The organism is Pseudomonas sp. FJ2-5-13 (genome assembly GCF_029201605.1).
GTDB classification, from domain to species: domain Bacteria; phylum Pseudomonadota; class Gammaproteobacteria; order Pseudomonadales; family Pseudomonadaceae; genus Aquipseudomonas; species Aquipseudomonas lactis.
This window is the reverse complement of the sequence record NZ_CP104045.1, coordinates 757,186-775,641: the sequence shown is the minus strand read 5'-3', so window position 1 is coordinate 775,641 and position 18,456 is coordinate 757,186. Positions and strand designations below refer to the sequence as shown.

The following is an 18,456-nucleotide window of genomic DNA, read 5'->3' as shown; positions in this document are numbered from 1 at the left end:
CCAAATGTGGGAGCTGGCTTGCCTGCGATAGCATCACCCCGGTGTCACTGATACACCAAGGTGTCTGCATCGCAGGCAAGCCAGCTCCCACATTGGAACGCGCCGTTGTGAGTTACTGCATCCAAGGCGGCGGCGGTGGCTCGTCCGGGACTTTGCTCGGTGGCGCATCATCCGCTGCGCGAATCGCCTGGCGACGCTCTTCATCCAGCCGCGCCGCTTCGATTTCGCGGATCACACCGCCCACATCCGCCAGTTCTTCCGGCTCGTCGAACTCACCGGTCAACACACTGGCCGGGTGCAGGGTGCCGGCTTCATACAGCGCCCACATTTCCTTGGCGTACTTGGTCTTCTTCAACTCCGGGGCAAAACGCCCGAAGTAGGAAGCCATGTTGCCGACGTCACGCTCCAGCATATTGAAGGCGTGGTTGTTGCCCGCCGCATCCACCGCCTGAGGCAGGTCGATGATCACCGGGCCCGTAGGCGTGAGCAGTACGTTGAACTCGGACAGGTCACCGTGCACCAGGCCGGTGCACAGCATCAGCACGATCTGGGAGATCAGGAAGGCGTGGTATTCGCGCGCCTGGTCCGGGTCCAGCACGACGTCATTCAGACGCGGCGCCGCATCGCCGTATTCGTCGGCCACCAGTTCCATCAACAGCACGCCTTCAAGAAAGTCGTACGGCTTGGGCACGCGAACGCCCGCACCGGCCAGGCGGAACAGTGCCGCCACTTCAGCGTTCTGCCAGGCATCTTCGGTTTCTTTCTTGCCGAACTTGGAGCCCTTGGCCATGGCTCGCGCCTGGCGGCTGTTACGGACCTTACGGCCTTCCTGGTATTCGGACGCCTGACGAAAACTTCGTTTATTCGCCTCCTTGTAAACCTTGGCGCAACGCAATTCATTGCCGCAGCGCACCACATAAACAGCTGCTTCTTTACCACTCATCAGAGGGCGCAGCACTTCGTCGACCAGACCGTCTTCGATCAGGGGTTCAATGCGTTTAGGAGTCTTCATCAGCTTTTATTGTGGGTCCTGTATTACCAAACACGCGTGTGGCACTCGTTATACGGCAATCGGCTCGCCGGGGGGAGAGGCTACTGACCTCTGACCCCTTCAGAATGCATTCAATGGGCCAATTTTATCGGCAATCAGCGTTCGATTATCGCCGTCACGCCTTGACCACCGGCGGCACAAATGGAAATCAGCCCACGGCCCTTGCCCGCCGTATCCAACAATTTAGCCAAGTTGGCGACGATCCGCCCACCGGTGGCGGCAAACGGATGTCCCGCCGCCAGGGAACTGCCCTTGACGTTGAGCCGGCTGCGGTCGATCGACCCCAGCGGTGCGTCCAGGCCCAGGCGGGTCTTGCAATAGTCGGCGTCTTCCCAGGCCTTGAGCGTGCACAGCACTTGGGCGGCGAAGGCTTCGTGGATTTCGTAGTAATCAAAGTCCTGCAAGGTGAGGCCGTTGCGCGCCAGCAAGCGTGGCACCGCATACACCGGCGCCATCAACAGGCCTTCGGCGCCGTGGACAAAATCCACCGCCGCTGCTTCGCCATCACGCAGGTAAGCCAGGATTGGTAGCCCACGCTCCTTGGCCCACGCCTCGCTGCCCAGCAGCACCAGAGAGGCACCATCGGTCAGCGGTGTGGAGTTGCCCGCGGTGAGCGTGCCCTTTTCGCTGCGCTCGAAGGCCGGCTTGAGGCTGGCGAGTTTTTCCAGGGTCAGGTCGGGGCGCAGGTTGTTGTCGCGGGTGAGGCCGAGAAAGGGCGTAAGCAAATCGTTGTGCCAGCCTTCGGCGTAGGCCGCCGCCATCTTCTGATGGCTCTCCAACGCCAGCTGGTCCTGCTCGGCGCGGGGGATCTGCCAGGTCTGGGCCATCAGCTCGCAGTGCTGACCCATGGACAAACCCGTGCGCGGTTCGCCGTTGCGCGGCAGTTCCGGCTTGAGGTGCTGGGGACGAAGTTGTAACAGAACTTTTAATTTGTCCGCCATGGATTTACTGCGGTTGGCTTTGAGCAGCAACTTGCGCAGCCCTTCATTCACACCAATCGGCGCATCCGAGGTGGTGTCCACCCCGCCGGCAATGCCGCATTCGATCTGGCCCAGGGCAATTTTATTGGCCACCAGCAGCGCCGCCTCCAGCCCCGTGCCGCAGGCTTGCTGGATGTCATACGCAGGGGTTTGCGGTGACAGGCGCGAGCCGAGCACGCATTCACGCGTCAGGTTGAAATCACGGGAGTGCTTGAGCACCGCGCCGGCGGCCACCTCGCCCATGCGCAGGCCGTGCAGGTTGTAGCGCTCGATCAGGCCTTCCAATGCGGCGGTCAGCATCGCCTGGTTACTCGCCGTGGCGTAGGGGCCATTGGAACGGGCGAAAGGAATGCGGTTACCGCCAATGATCGCTACACGGCGCAATTGAGTCATGGAAAGCTCCCTTGTGGTGGTGGGTGGAATCATCAAGCCTAGCCTAGGCTCAATCGAACGACTGCCACCCCAGGGTGGTCAACCTTTGAACCCCAGCCTTCGGAGAGCGTTCCATGTCTGACCGTTATATCGACTTCGCCAACTCAAGCCTCGGCCATCGCCTGGTCGCCGCCATTGGCCTGCCGTCACCGGTACGCCTGGAACGCTGGCAAGCCGGACGCCTGCGCCCGGTCGAAGGCGCACTGCTGCTGGGCGGTGGCGCATTGGCAACCCAGGTGCTGGCGTTTGCCAACCGACTCACCGACGCCGTCTACCGCTACGGCGCCGAAGCCTCGACAGCGCCCGCGTGGATTCCCGGGCACGGCCCCAAGCTCAAGGCGGTGGTGTTCGACGCCAGCGGTTTGCAGCACACCGACCAGCTCAAGCAACTGCGTGAATTCTTCCAGCCGCTGCTGAAAAACCTCGACCACAGTGCCCACCTGGTGATCCTTGGCCGGGCGCCGGAAAGCCTCAGCGATCCGTTCGCCGCCAGCGCCCAGCGCGCCCTGGAAGGCTTCAGCCGCTCCCTGGCCAAGGAGTTGCGCAGCGGTGGCGTGCTGCAGTTGCTGTACGTGGGCGAAGGTGCCGAAGACCAGTTGGAAGGCGCGTTGCGGTTTTTCCTCTCGCCCAAAAGCGCGTACATCTCCGGCCAGGTGATTCGCCTGGCGGCCTGCGATACCCCGGTGCAAGATTGGACTCGCCCGCTGGCCGGGCGCAAGGCGTTGGTGACCGGCGCCGCCCGAGGCATCGGTGCCTCCATCGCCGAAACCCTGGCCCGCGACGGCGCCGAGGTCATTGTGCTCGATGTGCCCCAGGCCAAGGCCGACCTCGAAGCCCTGGCCGCGCGTCTGAATGCGCGCACGGTGGTGCTGGATATCTGCGCTGAAGATGCCGCCCGCCAACTGGCTGAACACCTGCCAGACGGGCTCGACATCCTGGTGCACAACGCCGGCATCACCCGCGACAAAACCCTGGCCAACATGACCCCGGAATACTGGGACGCGGTGCTGGCGGTCAACCTCAACGCGCCGCAAGTGCTGACCAAGGCCCTGCTCGACAGCGGTACCCTGCAAGACAACGCACGGGTGGTATTGCTGGCCTCCATCAGTGGCATTGCCGGCAACCGTGGGCAAACCAACTATGCCGCGAGCAAGGCCGGATTGATCGGCCTGGCTCAAGCCTGGGCGCCGCTGTTGAAGGAGCGTGGGATCAGCATCAACGCCGTCGCGCCCGGGTTTATCGAAACCCAGATGACCGCGCATATTCCCTTCGCCCTGCGCGAGGCCGGGCGCCGCATGAGCTCCCTGGGCCAAGGTGGCTTGCCTCAGGATGTGGCCGAAGCCGTCGCCTGGCTGAGCCAGCCGGGCTCCGGTGCGGTCAGCGGCCAGGCGCTGCGGGTGTGTGGGCAAAGTCTTCTGGGAGCGTGAGCATGCAATGGCAAACGTTGGACAGCACCCTGTCTCTACTGCCGCTGTACTGGCGTGCGGCGCTCAAGCGCAAGATCACCGGCAGCACATTGCCCGAACGTGGGTTGCGCTGCCGGATGAGTGTCAACCCCAGCGCCGTTACGGCGTACCGCAAGGTGTGCGGCTTTGCTGACAGCCCGATGCTGCCGGCGACTTATCCGCATATCCTCGCGTTCGGCCTGCAACTGCAATTGCTGACGGACAAGACGTTTCCATTTCCGCTGCTGGGGTTGATCCACCTGCGCAATCGCATCCGTATTCATCGGCCTCTAGGTGGAGTGGGTGACGTGAGTGTCGGCGTTTACGCACGCAATCTCAGCCCCCATCCCAAGGGGGCCACCTTTGACATCGTGACGGTCGTGGAGGATGCCCTCGGGCTCTTGTGGGAAGCCGAAAGCCAAATGTTATGTCGGGGCGTGAAGCTTGAAGGCGAAGCTGCGGACAGCGGATTGCAGACTCAGGGCACGCTCACCGAACTGACGCGCTGGAAAGCGCCCACTGACATAGGCCGCCGCTACGCCCGCGTGTCCGGCGACTACAACCCCATCCACCTTAGTGCGCCTACCGCCAAGCTGTTCGGTTTTCCCCAGGCCATCGCCCACGGGTTGTGGAACAAGGCGCGCACCCTCGCGGCGCTGGCAGAACACTTGCCGGCCGCCAATATTGAAATCGACGTCGAGTTCATGAAGCCGGTGCGCCTGCCCAGCGAAGTGATATTGATGAGCAGCGCGGCCGGTTCCAGCGGTGGGTTGGAACTCAAAGGCGCTGGGGATATTCAACATATGCTTGGGAAGTGGCAGCCGATTGCCTGAAAACCCCTGATTAATTGTATATATACACCCTAAGTTATAGCGGACCTTACGAGGTCCGCCTTTATTTACAACGCTTTGATTTTGCTCATATAAACATCCTGAAACATCCCTCCATTACACCTTTGGTATTAGTCATTAAGCCGACGATGGCCGGATGTATATAAATCGTTAATACCAAGTTGAGCATTGCGTGAAAGAGTGCCCTGGCCTGAGATAGCCACACGGACAAACCTATCGTTATCCAAAGAAATAACGAGGGTTTGAAACAACCAAGGTTGTACCAGGTGCAAGGAACTCAATCATGAAAACTCAAGTAGTGTTTTGGAAAGCAAGTACCGCGCTGGCCCTCGTTCTGGCAATGAGCCTGGGCGGCTGCAGCAGCGGTGGTGGCGGGCATAAATCCAGCGTGGCGGCGTCCTCGCCGGATGCGGGTGCAGGTGCCGGGAGCGGTGATGGCGGCACGGGCGGCGGCACGGGCGGGACTGGCGGTGGCACTGGCGGCACTGACGGCGGTACCGGTGGGACTGGCGGTGGCACTGGCGGCACTGACGGCGGTACCGGTGGGACTGGTGGTGGCACCGGCGGCACTGACGGCGGCACGGGTGGAACTGGTGGTGGCACCGGCGGCACTGACGGCGGCACGGGTGGAACTGGTGGTGGCACTGGCGGCACTGGCGGTGGCACCGGCGGGACTGGCGGCGGCACCGGCGGGACTGGCGGCGGCACCGGCGGGACTGGCGGCGGCACCGGCGGGACTGGCGGCGGTACCGGCGGGACTGGTGGTGGCACCGGCGGGACTGGCGGGACTGGCGGCGGAACAGGTTCGACCACTACCCCACTGATCACCGGCCAGATCGCCGGCACCCTCGGCACCACCGTAGGCAATGTAGGCGCAGCAGTGGGTGATCTCGGAGGCGCCTTGACCCCTGTTCCAATCGTCGGCACTACAGCAGGCGGCCTGGTCACCTCGGTCGGCACTGCGGTCACCACCATCGGTACAGGAGTTACAACAGGTCTGGGTTCCCTGGGGACCAATACCAACTCGCTGGGCATTACGGTTGCAGGTGTCGGCGGCGGCGTCGCTGACTTGGGCGGCGGCCTGTCGACTACCGGCCAATCGTTGTCGACAACCCTTGGGGGCGTCCCCGTCGTTGGCGGCCTCACAGGTGGTGTAGGCACTGCAGTAGGTGGCGTCGTGGATAAAGTCGGTACCGCCGTGACCATGCTCGGCGACACCCTCAGCACAGCCAGCACCACCGGCCCGCTGGGTTCGTTGACCAACACCCTGGGCGGCCAAGTGTTGGTGCCTGTAGTGTCGTTGGTGGAAAACACCACCGGCAACCTCGGCACGGCAACCGGCCTGGGCACGCCAGTCAGTGGTGTGCTGGATAAAGTTGGCACCACCGTAGCGAGCCTGGGCACTCAAGTCACTACCGCGGGTGGTGCAAGCAACCCTGTGACCAATGTCGTCGGCGGCGTGCTGACTGGCGTCGGTGGTGCACTCGATACATCCGGCGGGTATGTCGCGCCAACCGGCGGCACCGCAGCTGCCGGTCTACCCGAGTTGATCGGCGGCGTGGTAGCCAACGTAGGCACCGGCCTGAATGCGGGCAACACCAACGGCACGGTCAGTGCAGCCGGTGTGACCGGCGGTGCATTGGGTGGCACCATTGCCTCGGTGGGTACCGTCCTCGGCGGCACGGGTGTCGCCAACACTGGCGCCACCGCACCACTCGCCACCGTATCCACCACTGTCGGCGCCGCCTTGAACCCCGTGACCTCCGGCGTCACCACACTGACGCAAAACGTAGGTACCACCACCGGTATCGGTACTCCGGTGGACGGTTTGGTGACTCAAGTCGGCGGCGCAGTCAGCAGCTTGGGTACCAACCTGACGGCAGCCAATGCCAGCCCGATCACCAACGCGGTAGGCACCACCGTCACAGCGGTAGGCGGTACGGTAGCCTCGGTGGGAGGCCTGGTAACCGGCGGCACCACTGGCACCAGCGGTGGCCTGCTCGGCGGCCTGAACATCGGCGCCACCACTACCACCACAGGCACGGCCACAACCACAGGCGGCACTACAGCCACAGGCGGTCTGGGCGGTTTGTTGAACGGCCTGACCGGCAAATAGAAATGCACCTGGCCGATTAGACGGCCTCCCCTACAGCGCCTACGCTTGGTTGAGACGAGAGACCTTTAATAAGTCTCTCGTCTTTTTTATGGGCGGCGACACGCTTTATCACTCGCCACCCTCCCGAACCGAGTCCCAGAACTCGGCGGGCCCGAAGCGCTGCTGCAGTTGACCATGGAGTGTCCTATGCGCGTGTTGACGCCGTTGTTATTGCTCACCCTCAGTGCCTACGCCCAGGCCGAGACCCTTCCCAGCTTTCTTAACAGCAACGACACTGTCCGCACCCTGCCGGTGCCCAACCTGCCCGCCGACGCCTATCGACCGCCCACGTCGAAAACCCAGGTACCCGAGGCGCCGCCGACTGCCGGCCAACCCCTGTTGATGGACACCAAGGTCACTATTCGAAAATTGCAGATCGAAGGCGGAACGGTCTACCCGCTCGCCGAGACGGCACAGGTGTATGCGCCGTTGATTGGACGGGAAACCAACCTTGCGCAACTGATCGAAGCGACCCGTGGCGTCACCCGCCGTTATCAGGAGGATGGCTACCTGCTGTCCTACGCGTTCCTGCCGCAACAGAACTTCGAAAACGGCCTGGTCCGCGTGGTACTGGTGGAGGGCTACATCAAGGACTATCAACAAACCGGCGACATCGGTTCGGTGTCGGCCTATGTCGATAAGCTCGCGCAAAAGCTCCTGGCTGAGCGCCCGCTGACCCGCAAGACGTTCGAGCGCTACACCACGCTGATGAGCCGCATCCCCGGCCTCAGCGTACAGGCGCAAGTACCGCCACCGGGCACCACCGATGGCGCCACGCATATGCAGATCCAGGCCAACCGCAAACCTTTCACCACCAGCATGAGCCTGGTGCAGAAAAGCCGTGGCGGCACGCAAGCGCTGCTGAGCGCCACCAGCAATTCCCAGACGGCCATGGGCGAGCAGCTCAGCGTGAGCGGCCTGTTCCCACCCGGCGAGGACAAAGAGCATTACTACCGCGTGGACTACAACCAGTTCATCAACGCCGAGGGCACCCAACTGGCGCTCGCCGCCGAACGTTATCGCGCCGACCCCAACAGCAGCGTGCAACTGGACGGCGGCTTTGAACTCAAGCCGCACCAGTCCATCGACCGCTACTCCATTGGCCTGAGCCATCCGTTCATTGCCTCCCCTACCGAGTCACTTACCCTGGGCACGCGCCTGTACGCGGTCGACCAGACCACGCGCTACAAACTGGTGGGTTTCCCGCTGAGCTTCGACATCGAATCCAACCTGCGTGCCCTGGCCTTCGAAGGCGATTGGCGCAAGGCCGACGCGCAACGCCTGCGCATCATCAGTGCTGGCCTGTACCAGGGCATCGACGGTCTGGGCGCCAAGGCTCGCAGTGACCTGGGCGTGGCCAAACCCGACCTCGACTTCTTCCGCCTGCGCCTCTCCGGCGTGCAAAGCGACAAGTTCTTCGACAACTGGCAAGGCGTGCTGTCCGGTGCGTTGTACTGGAGCGACAACACCCTGCCCGACAGCGAACGCGTGACCTTCGGCGGGCAGAATTTCGGCCGTGGCTACCCGGACGACCAAGGCTCGGGCGACAAGGGCTGGGGGGTGGCGTACGAGGTCAACTACAGCTTCAACCGCACCGGCAACTGGGTGAAGATCCTGCAACCCTATGTGGTGGTCGACCGCGCCAAATCCTGGTTCAACGACCTGCCGGTCAAGGCCAACGACATGTCCTCGGCGGCGGTGGGTTTACGCTTTGGCGACAAGAAGTACTACAACATCGCACTGGAGGCGGCCAAGCCCATGTCGGATATCGCCCTGGACAGCTTTAACCGCAGGCCGCGGTATACGCTGAGCTTCAGTTATCAGCTGTGAAGCTATGGCGAGGAGCTTATGTGGGAGCGGGCTTGCTCGCGAAGGCGGAGTATCAGTCAATGAGTCTTTAACTGAACCACCGCTATCGCAGGCAAGCCAGCTCCCACACGGGTCTGTGTTGCTCACAGAATGAGTGCCTGGCATTAGATCCCGGCGGCCTGACAGCCGAACCCCCTCTACCTGAGCCCACGCAATCAAACTGTGGGAGCTGGCTTGCCTGCGATGAGGGCCGGACAGTCGACGACTAAGTGCCTGGCACCCCACGAGCCAAATGTGGGAGCGGGCTTGCTCGCGAAGGCGGTGTGTCAGTCAATGAATCTTTAACTGAACCACCGCTATCGCAGGCAAGCCAGCTCCCACATTTAATAAGCGATGCCGGTCCGTTACCGACCAGGTGTAGAGAGGGGAAACAGGTTGTTGAGGGTATCGAGCAAGCGCACCAGGTAGATAGGCTTGCGAAACAGATCCAGCACCTGCAAGCGCAGCATATCGCTGACATCATCCATTTCTGCATGACCCGACATCACGATCACAGGCAACTGCGAACGTGAGGTGTGTTCGCGCAGGCGCTTGATCAAGGAGATACCGCTTTCCTCGGGCATGCGCAGATCGGTGATGACCAGGGCGATATCAGGGTGAAGTGTCAATTCTTGCAAGGCAAAGGTGACGGAGTTCGCGGTGAAACAGACGAATCCCTCGTTTTCGAGGGATTCGGCCAACTCGACCAGCGCATCCTCCTCGTCATCCACCAATAGGATTTTTTGGCGGGATGACGAAGGGTAGGTCATGGGCGGTACCTGATAAAATAATTACCGGAACAATAACCTGTAGCAATGACTATTACGCGGCTGGCAGCGCATCAGACACTTGCTGAAAAATGGCTTTTATTTTATCGCCAAGCCCACCGCCAAAGCTGATGATACCCAACGCAACTATCGCCACAATAATCACATATTCAATGGCCGACGCCCCGTCTCTACGGCGCAGGAATAACTGAGCGTGAATGTAAAATTTCAAGAACAGGTCAAGGATCATAGGAGATCTCCTTCATGCGCCACAAAGCGCCGATACAGCTGGCCCGCACAATGATTGCCGTGTGCCACTAGAGCATTGTCAACAAATTTAACACTCACAACTGTAAGAACGAATTAATCACAAAGTATTAGTCGCCGCGCCAGCCCCACAAATCCGTTATTTACAGCCCCCGCTTTAACCGCGCAGATAAATTTTTCATTCAGTAATGGCAATTTGTCCTAGCTGGGCTACCTTCAAATAGCCAAATCGTTAGTTGTTCATCACAGCCCAGTTGCGAATTTAACTCGTTTGGATTAACGGGAATAAAAGCAGTGCAACAGGATAGGGAGCGCCGTCATGAACAGTCGTATCAGCATGGTCCTGGCTGGCTTGCTGCTTATCGGAGCCCTGGTTGCAGGGTATTGGGGCCTGGTGCTGAGTCGTCCACCGGCACCCTCCGTAGCGCCCTCGCCAGCACCTGTCATTTCCGTTGAAAAAACCGTTGCCGTCGTGGAAGACCAGACCCGCCAGCCGGTCGTGGTGCTGGTGCATGCGGTTGCGCCTTTTGTGCCCCTCACGGCTGCCGATGTCGCCGTGGAAAAACTACGCACCGTGCCGGCTGGCAGCCTGACCAGCGTTGACCAGGCCATCGGCCGCACGCCCTTGCGGGCCCTGGGTGCCGGCACCTGGCTCAATGATGAGAGCTTCACCGCCGGCGGCCCCCTGGCCCGCATGATTCGTACAAACGAACGAGCGCTGGCCGTCGCCGTCGATGAGGTCATCGGTGCCGGTGGCCAGTTGAGCCCCGGCGATTACGTGGATGTCTTGCTGTTCTTGCGCCAGGACAATTCCAATGCCGAGCAGTCGGCGCAGGTGGTCATCCCGGCGATTCGCCTGCTCAGCGTCGGTGATCAGTTGGGCTTGGCCAACGACGGCACCCCGGCGGTACCGCCACCCGCCACCGCCGAAGAACGCGCCCAGGCCGCCCAACGCCGCACCGCCGCGCGCAGTGTGGTGCTGGCGGTGCCCGAACCCTTGCTGAGCCGGCTGATGCTCGCCTCCCAAGCCGGCACGCTGCGCCTGGCCGTGCGCAGTGCCGACGAACAACTGCTCAGCCGCTACTGGGCCGGCGAAAGCGACACGCCAGACAAGGTGCAAAGCGCCAACCGCGACCTCTACCAATTCACCCAATTGGCCCTCAGCGGCCCGCCGAAAAAAATCACCCCCGCGGTGGCCGACACCGGCCAACGTCGGGGCGTCGAAGTGATTCGCGGCGCAGCGGCAGCACAACCTACCCCCTGATTGAACAAGGATGCCTTGAATGAGCCAACGCTACGCTCAATTGGCCTTGGCCTTGATGCTGCCGTGCCTGCCCCTGGGCATGGCGATGGGCGCATCGGGCAGCTGCAACGCCCTGGGCCAGTTGCCCGCCGTGATCGAAGTGGGCGAAGGCTTGCAAACCGAGCTGCAATCGCCGGTAGCGATTACGCGCCTGGCCATCGGCGACCCGAAAATCGCCGACGTGCGGGTCAACGGCGACCGCCACTTCCTGCTCACCGGTGTCGGCAGCGGGGCCACCAGCCTGATGGTGTGGACAGGCTGCTCGACCACCCCGCGCCAGAGCATGGTGTTCGTCAAGGGCAAGGCCACCTCGGCGCTGACCAGCCAATCGCTGTCGCCCTCCGAAGACCCGACGCTGCCCAGCCAGGTGCAGACCGATATCCGCTTCGTCGAAGTCAGCCGAACCAAGCTCAAGGAGGCCAGCACCAAGATCCTCGGCATGGGCAACAACTTTTTCCTCGGCAGCCCGAGCTTGCTGTCCCCTTCAGAGGGCATCTTCAAATTGCCGGTGAGCGCCGAAAACTTCAACATCGGGTTTGGCGGTGGCCGAGTCAAGGCACTGATCAACGCCCTGGAAAGCAGCGGCTTTGCCTACACCCTGGCACGCCCGAGCCTGGTGGCCATGAGCGGCCAGAGCGCGACCTTCCTGGCCGGCGGCGAAGTGCCGATTCCGGTGCCCAGTGCCGGCAGCGATACCATCACCATCGAGTACAAGGAATTCGGCATTCGCCTGACCCTCACGCCCACGGTCATCGACCACAACCGCATCGCCTTGAAAGTCGCCCCGGAAGTCAGCGAGCTCGATTACAACAACGCGATCCGGATCCAGGGCATCCAGGTACCCGCCCTCACCGTCCGGCGCACCGACACCAGCGTGTCGTTAGCCGACGGCGAAAGCTTCGTGATCAGCGGCCTGATCAGCAGCACCAACCGCTCCACCATCGCCAAGCTGCCGGGCCTGGGCGACATCCCGATCATTGGTGCTTTCTTCCGCGACTCCAATATCAACAGTGAGGAAAAAGAACTGCTGATGATTGTCACGCCGCATCTGGTGCAGCCACTGGCCGCCAATGCGCAGTTGCCGTCGCTGCCCGGCGAAAAACTGCGCACCTACGACCCGAATTGGTTCCGCCTGTTCTTCCTGGAAAACGGCAACTTCGACCGTCGCAGTGGACTTTCCCAATGAGCGATAGCCTGAGCCAGACCTTCCTGGCAATCACCCGCAACAGCACCGACCTGGAATGGCTCCAGGGCGCGCTGGCGCCCCTTGGCCAAGTGATCAGCGTGGGCGGCGGCAGCCTGGATGAATTGCTGGCACTGGTAGACGTGACCTTCGCCAACTTGGTGTTCGTGGGTCTGGACCGTGAACACCTGGTGGCCCAGAGCGCCTTGATCGAAGGCGCCCTGGAAGCCAAGCCGATGTTGGCGGTGGTGGCCTTGGGCGACGGCATGGATAACCAGTTGGTACTCAACGCCATGCGTGCCGGCGCCCGGGATTTTGTCGCCTATGGCTCGCGCTCCAGCGAAGTGGCCGGGCTGGTACGACGCCTGAGCAAGCGCTTGCCGCCCACGGCGCCGAACGCCCATCTCGGCGGCCTCACCGTGCTCTACGGTGCCCAGGGCAATACCGATGGCGCCCTGCTGGCGAGCCACCTGGCAATGGTGGTGCAAAAGAGTGGCCAGCAGACGCTGATGCTCGACCTCGGCCTGCCCAAGGGTGACAGCCTGGCGCTGCTGGGCCTGGACAGCACCTTCAATTTCGGCGACGCCTTGCGCCACCTGCGCCGCCTGGACGCCACCCTGATCAACAGCGCGTTCACCAGCACCGACGATGGCCTGCGCATCCTCGCCTACGCCGCCAGCGATGAGCCCCTGGAAATGACCAGCGCCGCCGAGCTGTACATGTTGCTCAGCGCCTTGCGCCAGCACTTCCAGCACATCGTGGTCAACCTCACCGGGCAAGCCGACAGCGAAGCCCTGCGCACCTTTGTCAGCCACTGCGACAAGTTGCTGTGGTGCACCGACCAGGGCGTGCTCGACTGTCGGCGTAACCTGGCGGTGCTGAACCTGTGGCGCGAAAAAGGCATGAAGCTCGACCATGCCAAGCTGCTCGTCGATCGCTACATCAAAGGCTGTGCCCCCGACACCGAAGCCCTGGAAAAAAGCTTCGGCCTGGAGTGCATCGCCGTGCTGCCCCTGAGCCCAGAAGTGCGCCTGAACGCCAAGAACCAGGGGCAAAGCCTGTTCACCCTGGCCCCACGCGAAGCCTTGACCCAAGCCCTGCGCCACCTGGGCGAGCGCCTGGCCAAACGCACCGAAGGCTTGGATAAACCTTCGACACGCTGGTTCGAACGCCTGCTAGGGACGAGTCGATGAACAGCGAAAAACTCTTCGGCGCCCCGGCCCGTGGGGCAGCCGCGCACAACGACCACGACGGCCTGAAACTGGTGCTGCATCGCTACATCATCGATGCCATCGAAGAGTCGGGCCAGAACCTGCTGGAAGGCTCGCGCCAATCCCTGGCGCAATTTGTCATCGACAAAGTGGCCGAATACATCACGCGCATGCACCTGGCGATCTCGCGCTATGAGATGGAGCGCCTGGCTGAGGAAATCGTCGATGAGCTGACCGGCTTCGGCCCGCTGGAAGTGCTGCTGCGCGATGTGTCGATCACCGAGATTCTGGTCAACGGCCCGCACCGGGTGTTTATCGAGCGTGACGGGGTGCTCCACCAGAGCGACCTGCGTTTTATCGATGCGCACCATGTAGAACGCGTGATGCAGCGCATTCTCGCGCCCCTCGGAAGGCGCCTGGATGAGTCGTCGCCGATGGTCGATGCGCGCTTGCCCGATGGCAGCCGGGTCAATGCGATCATCCCGCCGATTGCCCTGGACGGCCCGTGCCTGTCGATCCGTAAGTTTCGTAAGGACATGCTCAAGAGCAGCGACCTGGTGGCGATGCAAACCATCGACCACAACATCTTCGAGTTCTTCCAGGAGGCGGTGGGCAAGCGCTGCAATATCCTCATCAGTGGCGGCACCGGCACCGGCAAGACCACGTTGCTCAATATCCTCAGCCAATTGATCAACCCCCACGAACGCCTGGTCACCATCGAAGACGTGGCCGAGCTGCAACTGGGCCACCCCCATGTGGTGCGCCTGGAAACCCGCCCGCCCAATGCCGAAGGGCATGGCGAGGTCAAGGCCAGCGACCTGATCCGCAACGCCCTGCGGATGCGCCCGGACCGCATCATCCTTGGCGAGATCCGTGGCGTCGAAGTGCTCGACGTGATGACGGCCATGAACACCGGCCATGACGGATCCATGAGCACCGTGCACGCCAACAATGCCCAGGACGCGCTGTTGCGCCTGGAAACCCTGGTAGGCCTGACCGGCCGTGTGGTAGCGGAGAAAACCCTGCGGCAGATGATCTGCGCCGCACTGGATGTGGTGGTTCAACTGACGCGCCTGCCCGATGGGCGCCGTTGCGTCAGCGAGGTGGTGGAAGTGGTGGGCGTGCGCGACGACGTGTATGTCACCAACACCCTGTTCCGCCTCGACCGCCGTACCGGTTTCGGCTTCCTGCGCGAAGCGCTCAACCCGGCCGGCGACAAGCTGCGGCGCGAATCGGCATTGCCGTTGTAGAGAGGCCTCATGACCGGACTTGTCTTGCTGCTCATTTGCGTCCTGCTGATCAGCCTGTCCGTCTGGCTGTTCCAGCGCGGGCTGCGCCAGGCCGGCACCGACCGGGTGCTGGAGCGGCTCTCCGATGGCCAGCCGGTGCCCCAGGAGCCGAACGGCAGCTGGGTCGCGCTGGAGCGCATGTTCCAGCGCGCCGGCCTGGGCAAGCCCACCGACCGCCTGGGGTTGTGGTTGAGTGGCTGGGCGGTGGGCATGTTGCTGGGTTACCTGCTGGCCGGCGGGCTGGGCCTGCTGGTGATGCTGACCATGCCGCCGTTGCTGCTGCGGGTGTATATCGCCTGGCGCTACCAACGGCGGGTGCAGCGCATGATCGAACAATTACCGCAACTGCTGGACCACAGCGTGCGCAGCCTCAAGTCCGGGCGCACCCTGGCGGACGCCGTGCTGGGCGCGATCGACAGCACCGAAGCGCCGCTCAAACAGGCCATGAGCCGCATCCAGCGTAACGTGCAAATGGGCGTGAGCCTGCCGGAGTCGGTCAGCGACTTTGCCGAGTTTTACGAGCGCGATGAGTTCCGCCTGTTTGCCCTGGGCCTGAAGGTCAACCACCGCTACGGCGGCAACGCCAGCGAACTGCTGGAAAACCTGATCAAGATGATCCGCGAGCGCGAACAGGGTGCGCGCCAACTCAAGGCCATGACCGGCGAAACGCGCATGACCGCCTATGTGTTGGCGGGCTTGCCCATCGCCATGGTCGGCTACTTTTTGATGGTCAACCCGGGCTACCTGATGAGCATGTGGAACGACGGTACCGGGCGCTACCTGCTGCTGGCCGCGGCGGCGCTCGACATCACGGGCACCTTCGTCATGTGGCGCATGTTGCGGAGTATCTGAGATGGCCATCCTGATCTGCATCCTGTTGTCGCTCGCCGCCGTCGCCCTGATCGTCGGCAACCTGCTGGAGCAACGGCGCCGTCAACGCCTGGTCAGCCAACGCCTGCAAGGCCAACTGGCCCGCGAGGACAAGCTCGGCAGCCTGATGCGCCAATTGGGCGCCAGCGCCGTGGCCCAGCGCTCGGTCAGCCTGGACAACGAAACCCAGACCCTGCTCAACCGCGTCGGCTGGCGCAAAGCCAACCAGCGCTCCATGTTTGCCGCTTTCCAGATCGGCGTGCCCGTCGTGCTGCTGGGCTCGACCCTGCTCGGCCAGCAACTGCTGTTTCCCCATGCTGGCTCGCCCTGGATTGCCCCGGCGATTGCCCTGGGCATCGGTTACCTGCTGCCCAAGCGCATCCTGGCCCTCAGCGCGAAATACCGCCAGGAGCGCATCGCGCGGGAAATTTCCACCTTCATTCCGTTGCTGCGCATCCTGTTCGAATCCGGCATGGCGGTTGAGCAATCGCTGCGGGTGTTGAGCACCGAAGCCCAGCGCTTGCTGCCGGACCTGACCCATGAACTGCGCCTGATCCTGGTAAGGGTCGACTCGGGCCTGGAGCTGTCCGAAGAGTTGGGCAAGACCGCACGCCTGCTGGCCGTGGATGAGTTCACCGACACCTGCATCATTCTTCAGCAGTTGATCCACCAGGGCGGCGGCGCGATGAAATCCTTGCTGGCCCTCAAGCAGTTGCTCGACGACCGCCGCCTGACCCGTCTGCAGGAATACATCTCGAAGATGTCCGCGAAGATGTCCGTGGTGATGATGGTATTCCTGTTTCCCGCCTTGCTGATCGTGCTTGGGGGGCCGGCGATGATCGCCATTTCCCGAGCCTTGAATAACTTTTGAGGAGCCTGCCATGAAACCACTGATCGTCGCCTTGAGCCTGCTGATGCTGGGCGGCTGTGCCAGTAATGGCCAGGTTCCGTGGGCCGGGTTGCTGGCACCGGGCAGTTGCCCCAAGCCCAGCTCCGACCAGGAGCTGTCGCTGAACCTGGCCGATGACATGGCCAACGAAGGCAAACTGCACGCCAGCCTCGCCAACCTGCAGAACCTACCCAGCACCCTGCCCCAGGTTCGTCAACGCCAGGCCCGTGCCTATCGCTTGCTGGGCCGCCCTGACGCCGAGCCGTTGTACCGCAGCCTGCTGGGCACTTGCCTGGCCGCCGACGGTGAGCACGGCCTGGGGCAACTGGCATCGGCCAAGGGCGACAACGGCCAGGCCATGGCCCACCTGCAACGGGCGGCACGGCTGGCGCCCACCGACGAAAAAATCCGCAATGACCTGGGCGTGGTCTACCTCGACCAACGGCGCCTGGAAGACGCACGCTTTGAATTCATGACCGCCATCGAGCTCAAGCAGAGCGATCAACTGGCGGCGGTCAACCTGGTGACGTTACTGATCTACCAAGACAACTGGGAGCAAGCCGCGAAAGTGGTCGGCCAACTCGGCTTGAGCCCCGAGCAGGTGACCCGGGCCCAGGCGCGGGCGCAACACCTCAAGGAGGCTGGAACGGCACCGCAGCGTCCAGTCAAAGATCAGGTAGCGGTGGTCAGCGACACGCTGCCGGCCTCTGTGAAATAAGGAGTCGATGATGAAATTCCATTACCTCGCCGGCCTTGCCTGCCTGGCCCTGCCCCTTCTCGCTTCGGCCATCGAAGCGGGGCCGTCTTCACCCCGGCAGGCAGAAACGGAAAACTGGATGGCGCTGCAACTGAGCGGTCGCGCAGCCTCGGCCAACCCGCAAAAAACCACGCCGGCAGAACGCGAGCAGGCGCTCAAGCGCTGGCTGGACAGCAACAAGCACCCGATCCCGGAGTTCTTTGATCAGAAAGTCGGCGGCACTGCGCAGGGCAGCAAATAACCACTGTAGGAGCGAGCTTGCTCGCGAAAAACGTCAACGATAACGCGTGCATCCTGGGTAACCGCGTTGTCTAGGTGTTTTTCGCGAGCAAGCTCGCTCCTACAGTAGGGCGGTGCTAGTGCGCCGTGACCCGCTGGCGCATCGCCGAGTTGTTCGGTGACAACGCCAGCGCCAACTGCGTGCGGTTATGCATATGGGTCAGGCGCAATACCTGGGACACATACAGCTTGACCGTGTTCTCGGTAATCCCCAGCTCACAGGCAATCTGGTAGTTGGTCTGGCCCTTGCCCACCAGGCGTGCCACGTCCAACTGGCGCGGTGACAGTTGATTGAAGATCGCCGGGATCTCCACCGGCCCGGCGTCATCGGCCGATGAGTCCCCGTCATGGTCCTGGGGCGTCGGGTTGCGGCGCACCTTGTCCAAGTCCATATACAAGTCGTTGATGGATTCGGACAGGTACTGCAACTTCTGGTTGAGCGTGCCCAGCTGCAGGTCTTTTTGCCGCTCCTCCAACGCCGCTTCCTGGCGCTTGAGGCCTTCGAGCAATTCATCGAGGTTGATCGGCTTCTGGTAGTAATCGGCGATACCCGCACGCAGGGCCTTGATCACATCCTGCTTGTCGGCGCGACCGGTAAGCATGATCGCTTCGAACGCGCGATGCTTGCCGGCGATCCGTTGCAGCGCCTGCACCAGCTCGATGCCATCCATGTCCGGCATATGCAGGTCACACAGCACTAAACCGATCTGAAGGTCTTCCTTGAAACGCTGGACAGCTTGCTCACTGGACTCGCACGGGACACAACGGTACCCGCTGCTTTCAAGAAATTCACAGAGCTCCTCCACGATTAAAGGTTGATCGTCGACTACGAGCACTTTTACTGCGGACGTAAGCTTGTTCACGCGCTACTCCATGCCT

General features: G+C 62.3%; 18 protein-coding genes. 13 read left to right on the top strand and 5 right to left on the bottom strand.

The features are described from left to right. Positions 1 to 112 precede the first annotated feature (112 nt). Both N2A98_RS03320 and N2A98_RS03315 read right to left on the bottom strand, forming a co-directional pair. Complete coding sequence (locus N2A98_RS03320) at positions 113 to 1,012, bottom strand: PA4780 family RIO1-like protein kinase (RefSeq protein ID WP_003188241.1); 900 nt, start codon at positions 1,010 to 1,012, stop codon at positions 113 to 115. Positions 1,013 to 1,146: 134 nt separating this feature from the next. Beyond that, entirely contained in the window at positions 1,147 to 2,424 is a 1,278-nt protein-coding gene (locus N2A98_RS03315; RefSeq protein ID WP_069558030.1) for an acetyl-CoA C-acetyltransferase, read from the bottom strand. A 113-nt stretch (positions 2,425 to 2,537) separates the two neighbouring features. On the opposite strand from N2A98_RS03315, the gene N2A98_RS03310 reads away from it, so the two are divergent. The 5 genes from N2A98_RS03310 to N2A98_RS03295 all read left to right on the top strand — a co-directional run bounded on the left by N2A98_RS03310 (position 2,538) and on the right by N2A98_RS03295 (position 8,744). Beyond that, positions 2,538 to 3,890 carry a 3-oxoacyl-ACP reductase gene (locus tag N2A98_RS03310; protein ID WP_044271161.1) on the top strand — a complete coding sequence of 451 codons (1,353 nt, stop codon included), beginning with the start codon at positions 2,538 to 2,540 and terminating at the stop codon, positions 3,888 to 3,890. 2 nt (positions 3,891 to 3,892) lie between these two features. Beyond that, positions 3,893 to 4,741 carry a MaoC/PaaZ C-terminal domain-containing protein gene (locus tag N2A98_RS03305; protein ID WP_275623017.1) on the top strand — a complete coding sequence of 283 codons (849 nt, stop codon included), beginning with the start codon at positions 3,893 to 3,895 and terminating at the stop codon, positions 4,739 to 4,741. Between the two features lie 425 nt (positions 4,742 to 5,166). Next, positions 5,167 to 5,583, top strand: a complete 417-nt coding sequence (locus tag N2A98_RS27160; RefSeq protein WP_345774695.1) for a hypothetical protein — start codon at positions 5,167 to 5,169, stop codon at positions 5,581 to 5,583. 77 nt (positions 5,584 to 5,660) lie between these two features. Beyond that, complete coding sequence (locus N2A98_RS03300; RefSeq protein ID WP_228391197.1) at positions 5,661 to 6,875, top strand: collagen-like triple helix repeat-containing protein; 1,215 nt, start codon at positions 5,661 to 5,663, stop codon at positions 6,873 to 6,875. 186 nt (positions 6,876 to 7,061) lie between these two features. Next, positions 7,062 to 8,744, top strand: a complete 1,683-nt coding sequence (locus N2A98_RS03295) for a POTRA domain-containing protein (RefSeq protein ID WP_275623016.1) — start codon at positions 7,062 to 7,064, stop codon at positions 8,742 to 8,744. A 383-nt stretch (positions 8,745 to 9,127) separates the two neighbouring features. On the opposite strand, the gene N2A98_RS03290 is transcribed toward N2A98_RS03295, so the two are convergent. After that, positions 9,128 to 9,532, bottom strand: coding sequence for a response regulator (locus N2A98_RS03290; protein ID WP_044271154.1), 405 nt, complete (start codon positions 9,530 to 9,532; stop codon positions 9,128 to 9,130). Between the two features lie 52 nt (positions 9,533 to 9,584). After that, entirely contained in the window at positions 9,585 to 9,779 is a 195-nt protein-coding gene (locus N2A98_RS03285) for a Flp family type IVb pilin (RefSeq protein ID WP_020302460.1), read from the bottom strand. 336 nt (positions 9,780 to 10,115) lie between these two features. Between N2A98_RS03285 and cpaB the strand changes: the two genes are divergently transcribed. The 8 genes from cpaB to N2A98_RS03245 are packed head-to-tail and all read left to right on the top strand — an operon-like array spanning position 10,116 to position 17,539. Beyond that, positions 10,116 to 11,060: a Flp pilus assembly protein CpaB gene (cpaB, locus tag N2A98_RS03280; RefSeq protein ID WP_275623015.1), complete on the top strand. Its 945-nt coding sequence runs from the start codon at positions 10,116 to 10,118 to the stop codon at positions 11,058 to 11,060. Positions 11,061 to 11,079: 19 nt separating this feature from the next. Then, positions 11,080 to 12,285, top strand: coding sequence for a type II and III secretion system protein family protein (locus N2A98_RS03275; RefSeq protein WP_044271148.1), 1,206 nt, complete (start codon positions 11,080 to 11,082; stop codon positions 12,283 to 12,285). After that, positions 12,282 to 13,475 carry a Flp pilus assembly protein TadZ gene (locus tag N2A98_RS03270; RefSeq protein WP_003188228.1) on the top strand — a complete coding sequence of 398 codons (1,194 nt, stop codon included), beginning with the start codon at positions 12,282 to 12,284 and terminating at the stop codon, positions 13,473 to 13,475. The genes N2A98_RS03275 and N2A98_RS03270 overlap by 4 nt, the downstream gene beginning before the upstream one ends. Next, complete coding sequence (locus N2A98_RS03265; protein WP_044271145.1) at positions 13,472 to 14,743, top strand: CpaF family protein; 1,272 nt, start codon at positions 13,472 to 13,474, stop codon at positions 14,741 to 14,743. The genes N2A98_RS03270 and N2A98_RS03265 overlap by 4 nt, the downstream gene beginning before the upstream one ends. A 9-nt stretch (positions 14,744 to 14,752) precedes the next feature. Beyond that, entirely contained in the window at positions 14,753 to 15,634 is an 882-nt protein-coding gene (locus N2A98_RS03260; RefSeq protein ID WP_044271143.1) for a type II secretion system F family protein, read from the top strand. A 1-nt stretch (position 15,635) separates the two neighbouring features. Further along, complete coding sequence (locus tag N2A98_RS03255) at positions 15,636 to 16,523, top strand: type II secretion system F family protein (protein ID WP_044271141.1); 888 nt, start codon at positions 15,636 to 15,638, stop codon at positions 16,521 to 16,523. Positions 16,524 to 16,533: 10 nt separating this feature from the next. Further along, on the top strand, positions 16,534 to 17,259 hold the full coding sequence (locus N2A98_RS03250) for a tetratricopeptide repeat protein (protein WP_044271138.1): 726 nt from the start codon (positions 16,534 to 16,536) through the stop codon (positions 17,257 to 17,259). A gap of 10 nt (positions 17,260 to 17,269) precedes the next feature. Then, the gene (locus tag N2A98_RS03245) at positions 17,270 to 17,539 is read left to right on the top strand and encodes a DUF3613 domain-containing protein (protein ID WP_047712481.1); all 270 of its coding nucleotides are present in this window, start codon (positions 17,270 to 17,272) and stop codon (positions 17,537 to 17,539) included. A 115-nt stretch (positions 17,540 to 17,654) separates the two neighbouring features. On the opposite strand, the gene N2A98_RS03240 is transcribed toward N2A98_RS03245, so the two are convergent. After that, the gene (locus N2A98_RS03240) at positions 17,655 to 18,440 is read right to left on the bottom strand and encodes a response regulator transcription factor (RefSeq protein WP_032893746.1); all 786 of its coding nucleotides are present in this window, start codon (positions 18,438 to 18,440) and stop codon (positions 17,655 to 17,657) included. Positions 18,441 to 18,456: the final 16 nt, after the last annotated feature.